Raw genomic sequence first — 16,065 nt, 5'->3', positions numbered from 1 at the left:
GATCATCTTCCCTTGAGCAGAGAAAAATATATAGTAAAAAAGCAGAGAATGCACAGTTTCTCTGCTTTTTGTAACTTTTCTTACTATATCAAATATCAACCCTTGGGGATCTGTCCGTCAACATGCAGAATATGATTTATCAGCCACTCTGTGAGGTATTGTAAAATACCCATGATCTGATCATCCTGATCTTCTACATCATCATTATGATGATCCATAAATTCTTCAAGCTTATGTATGAATTCCTGATGCTGGATTTTCTGGGTAAATAATTTCTTGTAATGGATAGATTCCATATACTGCTCTTCATCCGTGAAATGCTTTACTGTATAATCGTGGAGTTGTCTTAATATTGCGTCAATTCTGTCATATTTATCCGGTGTAAACTCATCATGGAGCAGTTCATATGCTTCGTCTGCATATTTAAACAGCTGCTTGTGTTCCTCATCTATCATGTCTATTCCGATATAATATTCCGGCTTCATTTCATACATTAGTCTGTCCTCCTTGTTTCCATAATCCATGAAGATTGCAATATGCATATACCTCTTCTACCTGTTCACCATCGCAGAGGCAAAAATCTGCTGCAGGCTCCTGTCCTGGCTTTAACTGCTTTCTATAAATACCCTGATTGGTATTTAATGTGATCCATTCAATAAAATGCTCTTCAAGCATGGGGTGCTTTGTCTCTCCGACAACAACATGAACCTGATTGCCATCCACTGTATATACAGGCACATGCTTCTCAACTGCTGCATCGGTCACTCCGGCTTTTAACTCCTGCATAGCCTCTCCACAGCACATTACAGGCACACCCTTGTCTTTCACTTTTTCAATAATGTTTCCGCAGTGATTACATACATAATATTTTACCGTCATTTACCTCACCTCCGTCTTCTCTGCTGTTTTCTAAAATCTGATACCAGCTTCTTACATGAACGCCTTCCTGCATTTTGAGCAGATACCTCTAAATGAAATATCATAATCCAAAAATTCTACTCCATGAGTGTCATGGATCCTTTCCAGCATGGCTGGCAATTCCTCCATATCCACATCTGATACCTCGCCGCATTTTACACACCTGACATGATAGTGGTTTTTCAATGTAAAATCATATCGGTTCGGTCCATCCGGTACTTCAACCTTTCTCAGTGCACCTTCTTCTACCAATATATCAAGGTTTCTATATACAGTCCCCTTTCCAATTGTAGGATATGCTTCCTTAATAGATTCGTACACTTCATTTGCCGTAACATGTCTTTTCATCTCATATACAGCATTTCGTACCAGATCCTTTTGAATGGTATTTCTTCTACTGATCATCAACCCTCCTTATTAGGAATTGTTCTTAATAAGGATTATATAGTGATTTTTCCTTTCTGTCAATAAAGTTATCTCTCTTATATAATTGTTTATTTTCATACATATCAGAATCAGCCTTATCCATTAACATCTGCATTGTATACGTCCTGTCGTCGGCAGATAATGCCCAGCCGCACGCATAGTCGACTGGCATCTGGTTTTCATTACTATTTATTCTGTCTTTTTCTTCGCATAAGCATTTTAATATTTCCTCAACCTCCGTTCTGCTTGTATGATATATAACTGCCATAAACTCATCTCCGCCATACCTTCCTACGAAATCCTTTTCCGGGATCACGCTGCGTAAAAGCCTGGCGAAATTCATTATTAACTGGTCTCCCGCCGAATGTCCCATTGTATCATTAACAGTTTTCAGATTATTAAGGTCAAACATTATGCATGCTGTAGGCTCTTTTATTATCTCTTTATTAATAAGGAGCTCCTTACAGGCTCTTTTATTTGGCAGTCCGGTATGGGCATCTGTATATGCCTCCTGCGCTAACAGCTTATTTTTCACTGCCATCTTCATTGCCGCCATCGTCTGTATAATAACCAGTATCACCAGACACAGCATATCAAGTGCTGACAGAAGCTCTATGGTACGGATCCTTTCAGCAATCCTTTGTGAGTAATTTTGTGCAGCAAATACAGTTTCATCCGCCATCTTAAAATATATTTCACTCATATTGACAATATCTGTATTTTCGTATCCCACATTTCTTACTGCTTCAATTTCTATTTTTAATTTATCCCAGTAATCACTCTGAATCTGCAATTTTTCCTGATATTCCTTATCGTATAGCCTTACAAGATCATAATGACCATCCTGATATCTTAACCCACTCAGAATATCGTCCAGATAGTTGATCAGCTCTTCATCCTGGTTTCCTGTGATTTCCAGCTTCACTTCACGCTGTGTAGCTCCACGTACCAACCCTGCATAATTTATTACACGCGCTGTCCCCTGCAGCCTGCTGATCTGTATCATCATACAAATAATAAGAACTACCAGTATCAATATAAGACAGCTTTGTACAATACCTATTATATTTTTACTTTTCTTATCTGACTGCACTTCCTGATTTATCATTGTAACCTCGCTCACATTTATCTCATTAATCTGTCATCATTATATAATACCCATATGGATAAATCAACAAGTGAGTAATAGTTCCTATTATCATTTTCTCTGCAGCATTTTTATATATTTCTTTCCACTACTGGCAGACTACTTTCCAGGCACAACCTCCCATAACCTACCCGGTCATTTGGATATTCCGCCTCCCCCCGCAGAGGCCTTGCTCCTTTTCTGAGATATGCCTTGACTTTTTCTCCATATAGGAAGGGATCATTTCCCTGCACGATCCCCCATTCCATCAGAAGAGCAGCGCTCCCTGTCACAAATGGTGTCGCAAAGGAAGTTCCTGTCACGATCCTGGTCTCCCCATTCAGTCCAAGCGTCTGTACATTGACCCCGGGTGCAGCCAGATCCGGCTTTATGCTGCCGCTTCCTCCTGCGAACAATCCCTTCTGATCCGAAAAGCAACAGCCTCTTCCTGAAAAATCCGCATAGGACTCATATGCCGCATCATAAGCGCCTACTGTGATCACCTTATAAGCAGTAGATGGAATCGTCAATGTCTTCTCTGGTGAGGAAGAAAAAAACCTGGTCGCAGCTCCTAGCACTACGCTGCACGGCAAATAAAGATCATAGGTTCCTGGATTTCCACCAAGCGCCCTGATCTCTATTGCCCAGACACCACTTTTTACATAAGTATCTTCTTCCGGAATCAGCTCAAGCCAAATTTCCTGATTCACTGAATAGGGCGAAGGTACTCCTATATAGGCAAGTACTCTGGTGCCATCCATCAGAAAGCTCTCCGCCCCTTCCTTCCTGTCATCCAGCTGCCTTTTTTCACCGGATGGTGACATCAGTACGATCTCATAGGGATTACTGTATTCCTTCCAAAGCTGCACGGAAAGGGAATCCTGATATGTTCCTACGTTCCACTCTGTTCTCTGTGTTTCTCCCTCTGCGATCCATCCTTCTCTGTGTCCGCCTGCTGCCCCCTCATTTCCGCTTCCGACACAGATGCTGCACCGTCCGATCTCTGCAACATTATCCAGGAAGCGCTCCAGAAGGGATGTACCATCATGTGCTCCATAGGTATTTCCAAAGCTTACATTAACAGCAACCGGCATCTGCAGTTCAATTGCCTTCCTGACCAGATAAGTCAGTGCCCGCATCAGCTCCGTTGTCCTTGGAAAAGATTCCGTACCTGAATTGCCGAGCTTAACGATCAACAGCTCACTCTCTGGTGCTACGCCAGTAAGTGCCCCATCGTAAAGATTGCCTCCAGCTGCTGCGATCGCAGCTACGGCGGTGCCGTGACCGCTTCTGTCATAGCTCGGAACCACCTTCTCCGGCTCACGGCTTCGCAGTGCCTCGTTGATCTGCTCCCGGCTATACTCAACTCCTTTTACAAAACCAGCCGGTGGCTTCTCTTCCATGGATCCGGATTTTTTCGTCTGATCCCACAGATATCGTATTCTTGTTCCTTCCCGGTTCTGAAATTCCACGCTGGTATAGTCAATACCGGAATCAACGATCCCGATCAGCACGCCCCTGCCGGTCAGATAGGGCGGTCTTACTGTAACTCCTGTGATACAGGAAGCCCGCTTTCCCTGCACCGTTTCAAAATAAAGACGTTTCGGCTTTTCCATATATTCCACCTCTTCCAGCTCCGAAAAGGCTTCTATCATGGTTTCCGGCAACGTTACAATGGCATACCCGGCGATCAGCTCTTCAATCCGGATCTTCTCACTGGCATACCGGCTTAAGCTTCCATGATACTTCACGATAAGTTCCCATTCCCTCGTTTCCTCATCATAGCCGGCTGAAAGAAATGCTGACCGTTCCCGTTCCTTTTCTGAAACTGCCAGTGACAGACTGAATACATTCTCAAGCTTCTGGTTTTCCATATATTTCCTGTTCGTTTTTCTTATCTTATGCAGGAAGCTCTCAGAAGGAAGCTCGTTGACACAGACTCCTGATATAAACTCTTACGTTTTTCTGCTTTCTTTCACAGGAATTTTATATTAAAATGGAAATATCTTGTTTTATCTGTCAGGAGGCTTCCCATGCAGGAAAGAGTGACAAAGATTCCGCCAGGCGGATATCATGCCAAAAATGAAAACGGTGAAATTGGCTACCCCGTACAATTATTTTCTGTAGATATCCATGATCTTTTTATGCATATGGTGAGATGGCACTGGCACCCGGAAATTGAAATCGTGATGGTCCGTTCCGGTGTAGCTGATTTTTTTGCTGATGACGTATGCGTCCGTCTCCATATGGGACAGGGTGTCCTGATCAACAGAAATGTTATGCACTCCCTGCATCTTTGTGATGAAAATATGCATTGTCTTGTATATTCCCTGAAATTTCATGCTTCTTTTCTGTTTGGATACGGAAATACAACTATGTCAAATAAATACCTGGCACCTGTTTTTTCTTCCCCGTCTCTCCGTTTTGTACCTCTGCTGGATCAGGATGAATGGCACGTCAGCCTGAAACACCTTGCAGACCAGATCATTGAGGAAAACATCACCTGTCAGTATGGTTACGAGCTTACCACAAAGTCCTGCCTCTGCCAGCTTTGGAAAATGCTCACTGACAAAACGGTTCCGGAAGCCGGCCATGCTTCTTCTGTTTCGGTTACCACCTCTCTTGATGAAGTACGCGTAAAGGATATTATTCTTTTTATTGAGGAGCATTACAGGGAATCACTGACACTGGATGATCTGGCAGGTGCTATCCATATCAGCAAAAGCGAATGCTGCCGCTGCTTCAAGCGCACACTGCAGATCACTCCGGTAGAATATCTGATCAAATACAGGATCTTCCAGGCCGCTATCCTTCTGCAGCAGGGACTGCCCGGTATCCAGACGATCTCCGACCTGGCCTTCTATGTTGGTTTTAACAATGCCAGTTACTTTAACAAAGTATTTAAGCAATACCTGAACTGTACACCAAGTGAATACCGCCGCAAGATCAAAAATAATTCGCTTCTTGACCTGCCAATGCTGAGCCATCTTCCTTCTGACGCTTCCAGATAACAGTGCTGTCCATATGGGAAAGATCACTGCAGCCTGCTACGGACATGAGACAACGCAGTTCGTCCTGCATGGAATGCAATATCTCCTTCCTGTCTCCTCCCTGAAGCAGTTTTCTGCAGACTGCATCTGCGCCAAGCGCTATCGCAGTAAATACATCCGTCATATCTGCATGATCCATTTCCACCAGGACTGGTATTTCCCCGGCTGTCACCTTCAGGATCTCCGGCAACACTTCCATGGGCGAAATACTCTTTTTCTTCAGCCATACCGGTCTTGACAGAATGATCCCCGACACACCGGCTTTCAGGCATTGATAGGCATCCTGCTGACTCAATACCCCTTTTACCAAAAAGGGAATTCCCACCTGTCCGGCAAAGCTTTGCAGGTACTGCAGATCTTCCGCAGTCTTTGGTCCTGCCATACCGCCTGTGGTCTTCAGATAGTTTCCCTTTTCATTAAACATCATATCCAGGGCGATCCCTGCTGCCAGAGCATTTCCTGCTGCCGCCTTTTCCAGCTCTGTCTCGATTTTTTTTCTGTCTTCATAAGGAGGGATGATCACAATACCTTCTTCCCCGTAAAAGCACACCGGCAATTCCATAGCTTTTCCAAACAGCACTGTTTTCGTATCAGCCTGTCTGCCAGAAATGTATCTTGTTTCTATCTTCATAGGTATTTCCCCCATTTGAACTCTCATATAGATTCATTCTATCACAAAGCCATTTCTTCCTCCATCTGTTTATCCATTCTGTCATAAATCCCCCTGATTTCCTGCAGCTTTTCCTTCATCTTCACAAGCTCCCTCTTTTTTCCGTCAAGGAAATTCATCTGCATCACGATCCGGTTATCCACTGCACTTCCAAGCCGGAACCAGAATGGGATCTGCTTCTGTATACGTTCAAGCCGCTCGAAGCAGTCAGACAGACCAGCAAGAAGCTCCTCCGAGACCATGAGTGCTCTGTCAAAGCCCCCTTTCTCTATCTGCACAAATTGTCTGCCCTCCATCTCTGCTTCCAGATTTCTCCCCTGAAAAAGCCTGAAAAACACACTTCTTCCCTCCTCTGTCAGAAGCAGGCTTTTCAGGATCACCGGTATTCCGGCTCCATAAAAATCTTCCACATCCTTCTTCGTCAGAACCTCCCCATTCTGTCCCCGTTTCTTCTTCCCGGATAATTCCATAAGCTGCATCAGTACCGCTGCTGCCCCATCCCGTTTTTCCTCCGGCATCTTCATAACCTCTGCTGACAATGCTGCTGCACAGGCAAGCAGAAGCCCGGGCTCTGCCACATAGCTGTTCTTACTCCCTGAAAATATCATGCTGGTTTTCTCTCCCTGTTCCTTCCCTGGAGCGGCAAACATGTACTTGATATCATGGTACCCCGCAAAGTTCTCCACTGCTACCGGTGTTTTCACGTAATATGTCTGATCCTCCCTGACAATGGATCTTCCAAGGACATGAATATAGTCATTTTCCCCATAGATTCCTGTGATCTTACTTCGTCTTGCCTCATATTCATGATCACTGTAAGAGCGTTTCCATCTGGCAATTGCCTTTTCCGAAAAGCCCTGCCCATCTATATTGTAGCAGGCAGATACTACTCCGTCATAGCTCGTCGTCATAGTCACATACTGTGCCTTATTGCCTCCTTTGGAATGTCCGGTGACAATCACTCTGTCCCCTTTCTGATAACCTTCCTTTTCCACCACAGTCTCAAAATATGTCAGCGCCCGTTCCTGCTGCAGTGTTTTTTCCCTGGTCATGCCAAGTCCGTTATCCGGCCATTCTCCATCACCGGTTCCCCGGTATACCACATATACCTCATCATTTTCCTTCGAAGAAAAAGTACAGGCGCAGGTGCCATCATCAAAGCCCATCAGATGGCTCTGGCTGCCGATCACCATTTCACCGACCCTGTCATCTCCGGCAGCCTCTGAAACCACGCTGTATTCCCCATAATATCTGCCGCCTTCCTGATACTCCGGAAGCTTCTGCACCTCCTCAAGAATTTCCCGCAGTGTCATGCCATCCTCTGCCTCTTTATAATTCATATACATATAGGTGTTCAGTACCATACTGATCTCTTCTTCCGTCAACATCACACAATAATACCACTTTCCAGTCCGCTTCCCTGCTCCAGGCTGCCACTTTCTGCTTTCTGATATTCTCCGGCCATCTCCTGCAGATCCTGTACATGCTCCTGTACCATCCGGTAAAGTCTGTCCATATCCGGTGAAAGTGCATCAAACTTGCTTCCATAGGCGGCAGCAGCCTCTCCTTCCCATACTGCTGAAAGCCCCCGGATCAGAGAGAGCATTTCCTCTGAAAGACTGCGGATCTGTCCGCCGATATTATTAAATTCCCCTGATGTCTGAAGCAGATGCTCCGGTGTTACCTTTAAAATTCCTTCCATATCCATTTTCCTCTTTCTTTCTGTTAATAGCTTCTACTTCCCGCAATTTCTGCATTCCTTGCCTCTGCCTGTTCATATCGTGCTGCGATCTCCAGCAAAGTCTGGACATATCTTGCAATCAGGGTATAAAAAGCCTCCATCTGCTGCTCATCCCTGATAAATGCCTGATGAAAAGCCTCCTTGGCCTGTCCCTCCCACATAGCTGAGAGTGCCTGCTCCTTTTCTGTAAGCTCCTGTTTTCTGCTCCTAAACTGTGCATTCATCTCCTGCAGACTGTCTGCCACACTTCTTAATCTTGCTGCTGTTACCCGTATTACTGCCATACCGTTTTCCTCCCATTTTCTACCAGTATTCTCTGAGCTTTCCAAGCAATACATTGCTCTTTTCAGCTTCATATACCTTTTCTGTCATTTCCTTCAGTTCCTGTGAAATTTTCCCGAAGACTATGGCGATCTGCTGTGTATCGTCAAGCAGTTCTCCCTCCTTCCTTCTGTATTTTTCTCCTCCTTCTCCCCTCCAGCTGCTCTGCAGACAGGTAAGGATCTCCTCTCCCTTCCCCTGTATCAGATTTTTAATTTCCTCTGCAATTCCCTGTAGCTCATCCGTTAATTCTCCCATTTCCTGAAAGTGAATGCTAAGTTCCTTCTGCCCCATTCCGATTCTCCTTCTCAGCAGCTTCATATTCTGCTGCTATTTTCTGAAGTCTTTCTGCATAGTCATGCAGACCTTCCATTTCTTCTCTGCAGCACTCTGTTTCCCTCCGGAAATGCTTCTGCAAAGCAGCTCCTCCCCTGCCTGCAAAAAAGCTCTCCAGCTCTGCCGCCTTCTGATCCAGCATGTCACAGCACCCTGCCGCAGTCCTCTGCATTCCTTCCAGCTTCTCTGACAATGCCTGAAGCTGTGCGCTGACTACATAAAGCTCCTTTTCCTCAGCCAAACCATCCTCCTGTTTCCTGCTTTACCTGTTCCTCACAAAGCCGAACCCTTTCTTCCGCCTGCGAAAACAGCTTTCCCACTTCCTGCAGCCGCTCCACCTGATGATATGAGGCTTCCCACCAGACCCATATTTCCTCCATAAATGCTGTGGCTGCATTCCCCTGCCATTTGATGCTTATCCCATCCAGCTCCTGCTGCAGGTGAAACAGAAGATCAAAAAGCATGGTGGACTGCTCATAAATTTCATTCTGAATCCCCTTTAATTTTCCTGCATCAAACAGAAAATCCGTATTCTCCACATTCTTCTCCTTTTCCTACATCCTCTTTTCAGATCAGATATAATATATTTCCATTCCGGACACCCTGCTGCTCCAGTGTCTCATCCTCCCTAAGGATCCGCTCCTGCTCCCACACATAAAAACAATGCTTCTCCGTTTTTCCTGTCAGTTCTTCCTTTTCCCGTATCAGTTCTGCCACCAGTTCTGTCAGATCTGCTACAAGGCTTTCCTCATCCAGTTCAAAATCGTAACGCCGGTTCAACACCGGCACCTGTACCTCTACCAGAATCATCCTTTTCCTCCCTGATTTCCTGTGGTAATCTCACGATCACAGTATGCCCGTCTTTCGTCAGATACCCGGTTCCCGCTCTCTCCTTTTGGTTCAGCCTGCTATATGACAGATCCGGAAAAGAAAGCAGTCTCTGGCTTCCGGCATTTCCTCCAAGGTGGATACCACAGGATGATGCCTTATGCTTCTCATACAGCCAGCCTGCACAAAGACTCATCTCCTGCCCCGTCTGAAATATACTCAGGATCTGCATTCCTTCAAGGCAGGCCTCTTCCAGTGATCTGCATATATTTTTTCCATCCCGCTCTGCCTCTGTCAGAAGTCTCTGAAAGCCTTCTGGATCAGCAATACAAAGATACTTTCTCCGCTGTCCTTCTCCTGCAAGCCAGTCCCCCAGTTCTGTCACAGTCGAAATACTGTACAATGTCCCTCCTTCTTCCTTTTCAAAAGAAAGCATGCCATCTATCTTAGCCTGTCCCTCAAAAAGTGCCACGTTTCCCCCGGTTTTCAGCATTCCATAAATCAGACCACAAAGTAACGTCCGTCTGCCGCTTCTGACAGTTCCCGATATTAGGAAGAAATTGCTTTTTCCAGTTGGAAGCGCCACTTTTTCTGCTGTTTTCTGATCGTATCCGATCCATACCATACCTTCCGTAAACACATCACGGTACATTCCTTCGAATGTTGCTTCCTCCGGGATATACGGAAGCTTCTCTCCTTCCCATTTTCCCTGCTGCTCACTGTTTTTTCTCTGACAGAGCTGCCGGATTTCTTCTATCCTGCCATAATCATCCACATTCTTTCTGCTGAGTGCAAACTGTACCTCAAGCACATCTTCCCCTCTCCGGCACAGCCCCCTTCCCTTACAGTTTTCTTTCGGATAAACATCAATATGGTATTTCCGAAGTACCTCTGCATATTGAAGGACATCACTCATCTCCAGGCAGCATGTCGTCTTACACTGATCCTGCAGTCTTCCCTGTATTTCTCCCTTGCCAGCCCCCGCAGCTGTCAGAATCAGATAAATTCCACAGCTGTTTCCTTCCCTTGCCATCTTTTCGATCAGCTCCTGAAACCGGTCACCTGTCAGTTCCCTAAAGCTTCCATAGTCATCAATCAGCAGAAACAGCAATGGCAGAAACTGATCATGGCGCTCTCTGTACTGCCAGTAGTTCATCCCGCCCAGTTCCTTTTTTCTTGCCAGGAACAGCTTCTCCGTATGATAGAAGAAACTCTCCATATTTTCTGCATCCTTCAAAACAGCAAGACACCCTGGCATATTCTGAAAGCAGCTGAGAGAAAGGTTATCCATAGATACCAGAAGAAAACAGGTCTCTCCGGATGATTGTCCGGCAAGCTGGTATAATATCGTCTGTAAAAATGTACTTTTACCGGTAGCTGCCATGCCACACAAAAGCAGATTTCCATCTGTCTCCGGGCGATAGGTAAGTGGGAACTGACACTGATTCTGTGGATCATCCACAAGGCCAAGAACATATTCTGCCGGAAGTCTTTCCCCGGTTTTCCCTTTCCCCTTTCTCCATTCCTGTCCGCTCTCTTTCTTTTCCTCCCTTTGCAAGCTCTGCAATTCCAGAAGATCCACTTTATCCGGGAGCTCCGGCATCCACAGCTGACAGCTTCCCATAATCTTTTTTCTCTCTGTCACATTCCTGATATACCGGATCACCGCCTGAAGCTGTGTTTCAGCCGCTTTCCTCTGCCCTTCTCTTTTTCTGATCCGTTTTCCGGTCTCTGTGACCATCATTGCCTGTGCCTGTTTCCTTGCTGTCTCTTCATAGCTCTCTCCTCCATAACCGGTCTGAAACAGTTCAAACACCTCCTGATTTCCTGCCTGGAGATAACATCTGCCACTTCCGGTCAGATATGCTGCCTCAGGTCTTTTCAGCATATCCATACTGTCCTGCCTGTCAGCGACCTTCAGGCAGAGGCGGAACCCGGTATTGCTGAAGATCCGGTCATCCACAGTCCCAGCCGGCTTTTGCGTAGACAACAGCAGATGCACGCCAAGGCTCCTTCCTACCTGGGAAACACTGATGATCTCCTGCATAAATTCCGGCACTTCCTTTTTCAGTTCTGCAAACTCATCCACAACGATCAGAAGATGCGGCAGTGCCTCCTTTACAATCCCATCCCGGTACAGCGCTGCATAATCAGATACATGGCTGACCCCCACCTCTTTTAACAGTCTCTGTCTTCTTCTATTCTCACTTTTCACTGACACCAGTGCCCTGTGGATCTGCCCACCGGAAAGATTGGAGATCAGGCCTGTGCAGTGCGGCAGTTCCTGCAGTTCTCTTCCCATGCCGCCACCCTTATAATCAATAATAAAAAAAGAAAGCTCATCCGGTCTGAAGGACACTGCCAGGGACAGCAGAAATGTCTGCAAAAGTTCGCTTTTCCCTGAGCCTGTGGTTCCTGCCACAAGTCCATGGGGACCATGATATTTTTCATGAATATCCAGATAAATCCTTCTGCCCCTGCTCCCGGCACCTACCGGCACCTTCAGTCTCTCCAGTACCCGGTACTCCCGATAACGCCTGTCACAGCAAAGGTCCTCTACTTTCTCCGCATCATACAGTTCCAGGAAGGAAATTCTGTCAGGGATCTCATCCTGTATTCTTCTGCCACTGGTGTTCTGTGACATCTTCCTCATATATCTGCTGATCGTGCCTTGATCATCCTGGTCAAATACAATATTTTCAATCCTTCTTTCCTTCTCCTTCATCCATCGGATTTCCCTGCTTCTGCAATCATTTCTGACAAAGCATCGGCAGGCGGCCGGCAATTCCTCACGCCCTCTGGCCAGGAACCAGACTGCTGTTTCCTCCTCTTCCTTACGGCACAGATTTTCGTAAATATCTTCGCTGCATACCAGTGACGGTTCAAGGATCAGCAGCAGGAAAAATTTCTGTTTTTCCTTTTCTGTCAGAAATCTTCCTATCTCCGGAAGGATTTCTCCTGCCTCCTGCTCATCACCTGCCAGAAACCGCCGTTTCCCATTCTCCGTCCAGATATGCGGGAGCCATCGGATTCCCGCAGCAAACACCCTGTCCTGCCTTCTTTCTTTTTGATAAAAGCAGGCAATCCTTACCTCTTTTTCATCATGACAGGCAACAAGCTGCAAAAGAGCCTGCCACAGCGTGTCATATCCTCTCTCACCAGTAAACCCAACTACCCTCTCCTTCCGGAAATCAAAGCCTGCCGGAACTGCTGCTATTTTTTGATAGGTCTCTGCCATTTTCTGTGCTCTGTGATAAAGCTCTGCCTGCTTCCGCCCCCTGTCATCATCCAGCTTCACCTGATATGGAGAATCCATGTCTGCGAGTCCAAGCCTCAGAAACGAGTACTGTTCTGCATAAATGCTCCCACCTGCAGACATACTTCCCTCTTCCAGATATTCCCTTCCAGCGGGCGCATTATGAAGCATGGCTCTCCGGTTCTGCTCCATCAGACCCTGCAGATATTCTTCTGTTTCCTGCAGATAAGAAAGATATTCCCTCCGCTTTCGTTTTCTTTCCCTGCTTTCATACCCCTTTCGGTACAGATACCCAAGAAGACCCCACAGTACCGTCATCATGGAAGAAATACCTGTCATCAGCAGTCCTGTCCTGAAAAAGCCTGTACCACTTCCACCTTCCGCCTGAAGGCGTCCGGCAAGCAGTGTCGTAAACAGAATCGGAAGGATCATGGTCATGGAAGGACCAATTGTCAGAAACAACGGCTGCCTGCTTTGTGCCAGTTCTTTCTCGGGCAGTTCCAGCTTAAGCTCCCCACCTGTTACCGTCCACTCCTCCCGGCTCTTCATAACCAGTCCATCTGTTTCCCCAAAATCACGGTTCCGGAATTGCTCTCTCCTGCCAGTCTCCAGTGCAGGTTTCTCTTCTTCAAACAGGGAAATCCGCAATGTGCCAAAATCAGAAAAACAGAAAAGGAATCCTTTCAGATACAGAATGGAAAGTCCAAGAAGCCGTATCGTTTCCCCACTTTGCAAAATTTCTCTCCCCTTCAGCAGCATTCCTTCCCTGTAAACCCTGCCAGTACATCCAGACTGACTGCCTTCTGCTCCAGAACATATCTCTGCCTGCAATCCCTCCTCTGTCTCCTGCAGTGACAAATGAACCGGCTCTATTCCAGAAAAGCAGCGATATACCATTTCATTATTATAATTTCTGCCAATATGTACACGTTGTCCCCCTGACAGGAAAATCCGTTTTCCAAAGTCCAGGCTTCTTCTCCTCTCATACAGAACCACAAGTATTTCCTCACCTGCTTCTGTCTGCAATATACACGGATTTTCTTCTCCTGCTATTTTCCCGTTCATCTCCAGGACCCCCTCTTCCTTCTGCCTCAGGAAGAGAAAAAAAGACTCTGTCAGGTGAAGCTCCTCTGCCGGTATCTGCAGCGTATAATTTTCCCCCACCGCAAAACAGATCTCCTTCTCTGTAAACGCTTTTCCTGCAGACAAAAAAAGAACCATTCTGCGCCCGGATATGCCTCTCTCCAAGGTATCCATGAAAGCTCACCCCTCTTATTCTCTTAAACCAAATGAATCTCGAGCCTGCAATCGGCTCAGTCTGACAGAAAGCTCCTGTTTCCCTGCTTTCCGTAAATTCTGTCTGTGTTTTGAAATGATTCCCGGTGTTCAATATCTCTCCGGGAATTCAGAATCTTTGAAACTGAATAAAGGATATCAGATGACCGCTGTAAGGTCAATATGATATCCTTTATTTTATAAATGTTTTAGTCCCTATTTAGTTTTTGGTATTTTATTTTTATAATTATACTGTGAAAATACCCATATTTATTAAATTTTTGTTATGACAGTGCTACATCCAGCACCATCATAATGAGAAATCCAACCATGACACCAACGGTCCCCAGATTGGAATGTTCTCCCTGATTGGCCTCCGGGATCAGTTCTTCCACGACCACGTAGATCATGGCACCCGCCGCAAATCCCAGAAACCATGGCATGTATGGTGTGATCACCTCTGCGATCATCGTGATCCCGACACCAAAGATCAGTTCCACAAGTCCTGACAGACTGCCATACAGAAAAGCCTTTCCCTTACTCATGCCTTCCTGACGGAGAGGCAGGGAAATCGCTGCCCCCTCCGGGAAGTTCTGGATGCCGATTCCCACAGCCAAGGCAAAAGCCGCTGCATACAGGGATGCATCCTCCGGATGCTGCGCTGACAGTGCAAAAGCCAGCCCAACCGCCATTCCTTCTGGTATGTTATGCAGGGTCACTGCCAGGATCAGCAGCGTTGTCCTTCTGAAGGAGGAGGGAACACCCTCCGCCTTACTTTCTCCCAGATGAAGATGCGGCATCAACATATCAAGCAGCATCAGAAAAATGCCGCCAAGCGCAAAGCCCCCTGCTGCCGGAACAAAGGCAAAATTCCCCATATCAGCTGCCTGATCAATGGAAGGGATCAGCAATGACCAGACAGAAGCAGCGATCATAACTCCTGCTGCAAACCCCAGAAATGCTCTCTGCAGATTTTTTCCCATATCATTTTTTAATATGAATACAACACTGGCGCCAAAAGCGGTCATCAAAAAGGTAAAACCGGTTCCCATGAACGCCCATACAATTCCCTGATTCATGTTTTTCCTCTTTTCTTAATTATATATATGATGTTCAGAACAAAGATGTCACAAAACTGCCTGTATACAGGGCACAGTGTCTGACATCTGTCCTCCATTTCATCATATCATTTTATGACAGCCTGACACAACTGACGACAGCCTGCGCAGTTAGTCAAAATTTCTCATTAAATAATCGTCATCGCCCTGATGCAAAAAGGAACCCTGTCTGGCAGGGTTCCTTTCCATTATTCGTGATCTCTATACATTCAAAAATTCACTTTCTCTTTCCATATAACGGCTAAGCTGCACAATTCCGACAATCATCTCCGGCTTCCATGTCGAAAATGTCTCTATCTCATACTGCAGCCCAAGTGCCCCGGCATACAGGATCTGCATCAGCACCTTCCCGCCTTCATCCTGAAGTACATATTCTCCCCATTTTTTCCTGATCAGGACACAGGTCTTTCCCTGTATATCCATCAATGCATGGTCTACTCTTGGCATCCGACAAACCGGAAATCCATTTTCAGTGAGTCTTTCTCCTGCCGCATAAAAGGGTGCTGCACTGGTACATATACTGCCATCCATTTTCCGGAGCAAATATCTTCTTCCGACGATATCCCCGTATTCTGCACGACTGCTTTCTTTTGTCTGCATATCACTAATTCCTGATACATCGGAATTTCTCTGATAAATTTCTGTATAAAGAAGTTCCTTGCCTTCTTTATCACATATAATCTTCCAGGGGCTTATCCTTCTGCTTTTGCACTGTATCAGCATAGCCCCGTCAAGATAAAGTTTTCCTGACTTCATGATGTACTTCAAGGGAATCACCTCTGTTGCTTAATCTGGTCTGCAATGTTGCGCATCTGAGGCAGGCATGCATCATAATAGCGGTAATAGCTTTCGCAGAACCGGTTTCTGTCATCTATTCGGTTTCTCCTGCATCCATTTCTGCAAAGAGAATAATAGCTGCATTTTCTGCAGTCATCACTGATACGTTCCGATTCCTCAATAAAGCAGAGTTCTTTCCTTTTTTCCTGCATCACAGTCAGAT

Annotated in this window: 17 protein-coding genes and 1 pseudogene; 1 reads left to right on the top strand and 17 read right to left on the bottom strand. The window is 46.0% G+C overall.

The window, feature by feature from the left end:
* Positions 1-95: 95 nt before the first annotated feature.
* From WJQ40_RS04575 to WJQ40_RS04555, 5 genes are all read right to left on the bottom strand, one after another.
* Positions 96-494 carry a hemerythrin family protein gene (locus WJQ40_RS04575; RefSeq protein WP_118797542.1) on the bottom strand — a complete coding sequence of 133 codons (399 nt, stop codon included), beginning with the start codon at positions 492-494 and terminating at the stop codon, positions 96-98.
* Entirely contained in the window at positions 487-879 is a 393-nt protein-coding gene (locus WJQ40_RS04570) for a desulfoferrodoxin family protein (protein ID WP_118797541.1), read from the bottom strand. Before WJQ40_RS04570 ends, WJQ40_RS04575 begins: the two co-directional genes overlap by 8 nt.
* Before the next feature lie 51 nt (positions 880-930).
* A complete protein-coding gene (locus WJQ40_RS04565; RefSeq protein WP_118797540.1) occupies positions 931-1,323 on the bottom strand; it encodes a transcriptional repressor in 393 nt (130 codons plus the stop codon).
* Positions 1,324-1,348: 25 nt separating this feature from the next.
* The gene (locus WJQ40_RS04560) at positions 1,349-2,452 is read right to left on the bottom strand and encodes a GGDEF domain-containing protein (RefSeq protein WP_337538146.1); all 1,104 of its coding nucleotides are present in this window, start codon (positions 2,450-2,452) and stop codon (positions 1,349-1,351) included.
* 110 nt (positions 2,453-2,562) lie between these two features.
* Positions 2,563-4,344, bottom strand: a complete 1,782-nt coding sequence (locus tag WJQ40_RS04555) for a S8 family peptidase (protein ID WP_337538145.1) — start codon at positions 4,342-4,344, stop codon at positions 2,563-2,565.
* A 159-nt stretch (positions 4,345-4,503) separates the two neighbouring features.
* On the opposite strand from WJQ40_RS04555, the gene WJQ40_RS04550 reads away from it, so the two are divergent.
* Positions 4,504-5,481 (top strand): AraC family transcriptional regulator, encoded by a 978-nt coding sequence (locus WJQ40_RS04550; RefSeq protein ID WP_337538144.1) that lies wholly within the window; start codon positions 4,504-4,506, stop codon positions 5,479-5,481.
* Here the strand turns inward: WJQ40_RS04550 and WJQ40_RS04545 are convergent.
* The 12 genes and pseudogenes from WJQ40_RS04545 to WJQ40_RS04490 form a co-directional block, all read right to left on the bottom strand.
* Positions 5,417-6,151 (bottom strand): alpha-hydroxy-acid oxidizing protein, encoded by a 735-nt coding sequence (locus tag WJQ40_RS04545; RefSeq protein ID WP_337538142.1) that lies wholly within the window; start codon positions 6,149-6,151, stop codon positions 5,417-5,419. The genes WJQ40_RS04550 and WJQ40_RS04545 overlap by 65 nt on opposite strands.
* Positions 6,152-6,192: 41 nt before the next feature.
* Complete coding sequence (locus WJQ40_RS04540) at positions 6,193-7,578, bottom strand: Mbeg1-like protein (protein WP_337538161.1); 1,386 nt, start codon at positions 7,576-7,578, stop codon at positions 6,193-6,195.
* A complete protein-coding gene (locus tag WJQ40_RS04535) occupies positions 7,578-7,892 on the bottom strand; it encodes a WXG100 family type VII secretion target (RefSeq protein ID WP_262573650.1) in 315 nt (104 codons plus the stop codon). Before WJQ40_RS04535 ends, WJQ40_RS04540 begins: the two co-directional genes overlap by 1 nt.
* Before the next feature lie 23 nt (positions 7,893-7,915).
* A complete protein-coding gene (locus WJQ40_RS04530) occupies positions 7,916-8,215 on the bottom strand; it encodes a WXG100 family type VII secretion target (RefSeq protein ID WP_337404982.1) in 300 nt (99 codons plus the stop codon).
* Positions 8,216-8,234: 19 nt separating this feature from the next.
* Complete coding sequence (locus tag WJQ40_RS04525; RefSeq protein WP_262573653.1) at positions 8,235-8,546, bottom strand: hypothetical protein; 312 nt, start codon at positions 8,544-8,546, stop codon at positions 8,235-8,237.
* On the bottom strand, positions 8,527-8,829 hold the full coding sequence (locus tag WJQ40_RS04520) for a hypothetical protein (protein ID WP_118797531.1): 303 nt from the start codon (positions 8,827-8,829) through the stop codon (positions 8,527-8,529). The genes WJQ40_RS04525 and WJQ40_RS04520 overlap by 20 nt, the downstream gene beginning before the upstream one ends.
* Positions 8,822-9,127: a hypothetical protein gene (locus WJQ40_RS04515; RefSeq protein ID WP_337538139.1), complete on the bottom strand. Its 306-nt coding sequence runs from the start codon at positions 9,125-9,127 to the stop codon at positions 8,822-8,824. Before WJQ40_RS04515 ends, WJQ40_RS04520 begins: the two co-directional genes overlap by 8 nt.
* A gap of 28 nt (positions 9,128-9,155) precedes the next feature.
* Positions 9,156-9,398 carry an EsaB/YukD family protein gene (locus tag WJQ40_RS04510; RefSeq protein ID WP_262573659.1) on the bottom strand — a complete coding sequence of 81 codons (243 nt, stop codon included), beginning with the start codon at positions 9,396-9,398 and terminating at the stop codon, positions 9,156-9,158.
* Entirely contained in the window at positions 9,346-13,929 is a 4,584-nt protein-coding gene (locus WJQ40_RS04505) for an FtsK/SpoIIIE domain-containing protein (protein ID WP_337538137.1), read from the bottom strand. Before WJQ40_RS04505 ends, WJQ40_RS04510 begins: the two co-directional genes overlap by 53 nt.
* A gap of 302 nt (positions 13,930-14,231) precedes the next feature.
* Positions 14,232-15,026, bottom strand: coding sequence for a ZIP family metal transporter (locus WJQ40_RS04500; protein WP_337538135.1), 795 nt, complete (start codon positions 15,024-15,026; stop codon positions 14,232-14,234).
* A 240-nt stretch (positions 15,027-15,266) separates the two neighbouring features.
* On the bottom strand, positions 15,267-15,821 hold the full coding sequence (locus WJQ40_RS04495) for a hypothetical protein (RefSeq protein ID WP_337404973.1): 555 nt from the start codon (positions 15,819-15,821) through the stop codon (positions 15,267-15,269).
* Between the two features lie 17 nt (positions 15,822-15,838).
* Positions 15,839-16,065 (bottom strand): annotated as a pseudogene (locus WJQ40_RS04490) (anaerobic sulfatase maturase); the annotation flags it as partial.

It is taken from the genome of Suilimivivens sp., from assembly GCF_037359455.1.
Taxonomy (GTDB): domain Bacteria; phylum Bacillota; class Clostridia; order Lachnospirales; family Lachnospiraceae; genus Suilimivivens; species Suilimivivens aceti.
Note: the sequence above shows the minus strand (reverse complement) of the source record. Positions and strands in the feature narration are given on the sequence as shown.

Coding starts and splice junctions, on each gene's coding strand:
- WJQ40_RS04575 (WP_118797542.1), bottom strand. CDS start 494: ATGTATGAAATGAAGCCGGAATATTATATCGGAATAGACATGATAGAT.
- WJQ40_RS04570 (WP_118797541.1), bottom strand. CDS start 879: ATGACGGTAAAATATTATGTATGTAATCACTGCGGAAACATTATTGAA.
- WJQ40_RS04565 (WP_118797540.1), bottom strand. CDS start 1,323: ATGATCAGTAGAAGAAATACCATTCAAAAGGATCTGGTACGAAATGCT.
- WJQ40_RS04560 (WP_337538146.1), bottom strand. CDS start 2,452: ATGATAAATCAGGAAGTGCAGTCAGATAAGAAAAGTAAAAATATAATA.
- WJQ40_RS04555 (WP_337538145.1), bottom strand. CDS start 4,344: ATGGAAAACCAGAAGCTTGAGAATGTATTCAGTCTGTCACTGGCAGTT.
- WJQ40_RS04550 (WP_337538144.1), top strand. CDS start 4,504: ATGCAGGAAAGAGTGACAAAGATTCCGCCAGGCGGATATCATGCCAAA.
- WJQ40_RS04545 (WP_337538142.1), bottom strand. CDS start 6,151: ATGAAGATAGAAACAAGATACATTTCTGGCAGACAGGCTGATACGAAA.
- WJQ40_RS04540 (WP_337538161.1), bottom strand. CDS start 7,578: ATGTTGACGGAAGAAGAGATCAGTATGGTACTGAACACCTATATGTAT.
- WJQ40_RS04535 (WP_262573650.1), bottom strand. CDS start 7,892: ATGGAAGGAATTTTAAAGGTAACACCGGAGCATCTGCTTCAGACATCA.
- WJQ40_RS04530 (WP_337404982.1), bottom strand. CDS start 8,215: ATGGCAGTAATACGGGTAACAGCAGCAAGATTAAGAAGTGTGGCAGAC.
- WJQ40_RS04525 (WP_262573653.1), bottom strand. CDS start 8,546: ATGGGGCAGAAGGAACTTAGCATTCACTTTCAGGAAATGGGAGAATTA.
- WJQ40_RS04510 (WP_262573659.1), bottom strand. CDS start 9,398: ATGATTCTGGTAGAGGTACAGGTGCCGGTGTTGAACCGGCGTTACGAT.
- WJQ40_RS04505 (WP_337538137.1), bottom strand. CDS start 13,929: ATGGATACCTTGGAGAGAGGCATATCCGGGCGCAGAATGGTTCTTTTT.
- WJQ40_RS04500 (WP_337538135.1), bottom strand. CDS start 15,026: ATGAATCAGGGAATTGTATGGGCGTTCATGGGAACCGGTTTTACCTTT.
- WJQ40_RS04495 (WP_337404973.1), bottom strand. CDS start 15,821: ATGAAGTCAGGAAAACTTTATCTTGACGGGGCTATGCTGATACAGTGC.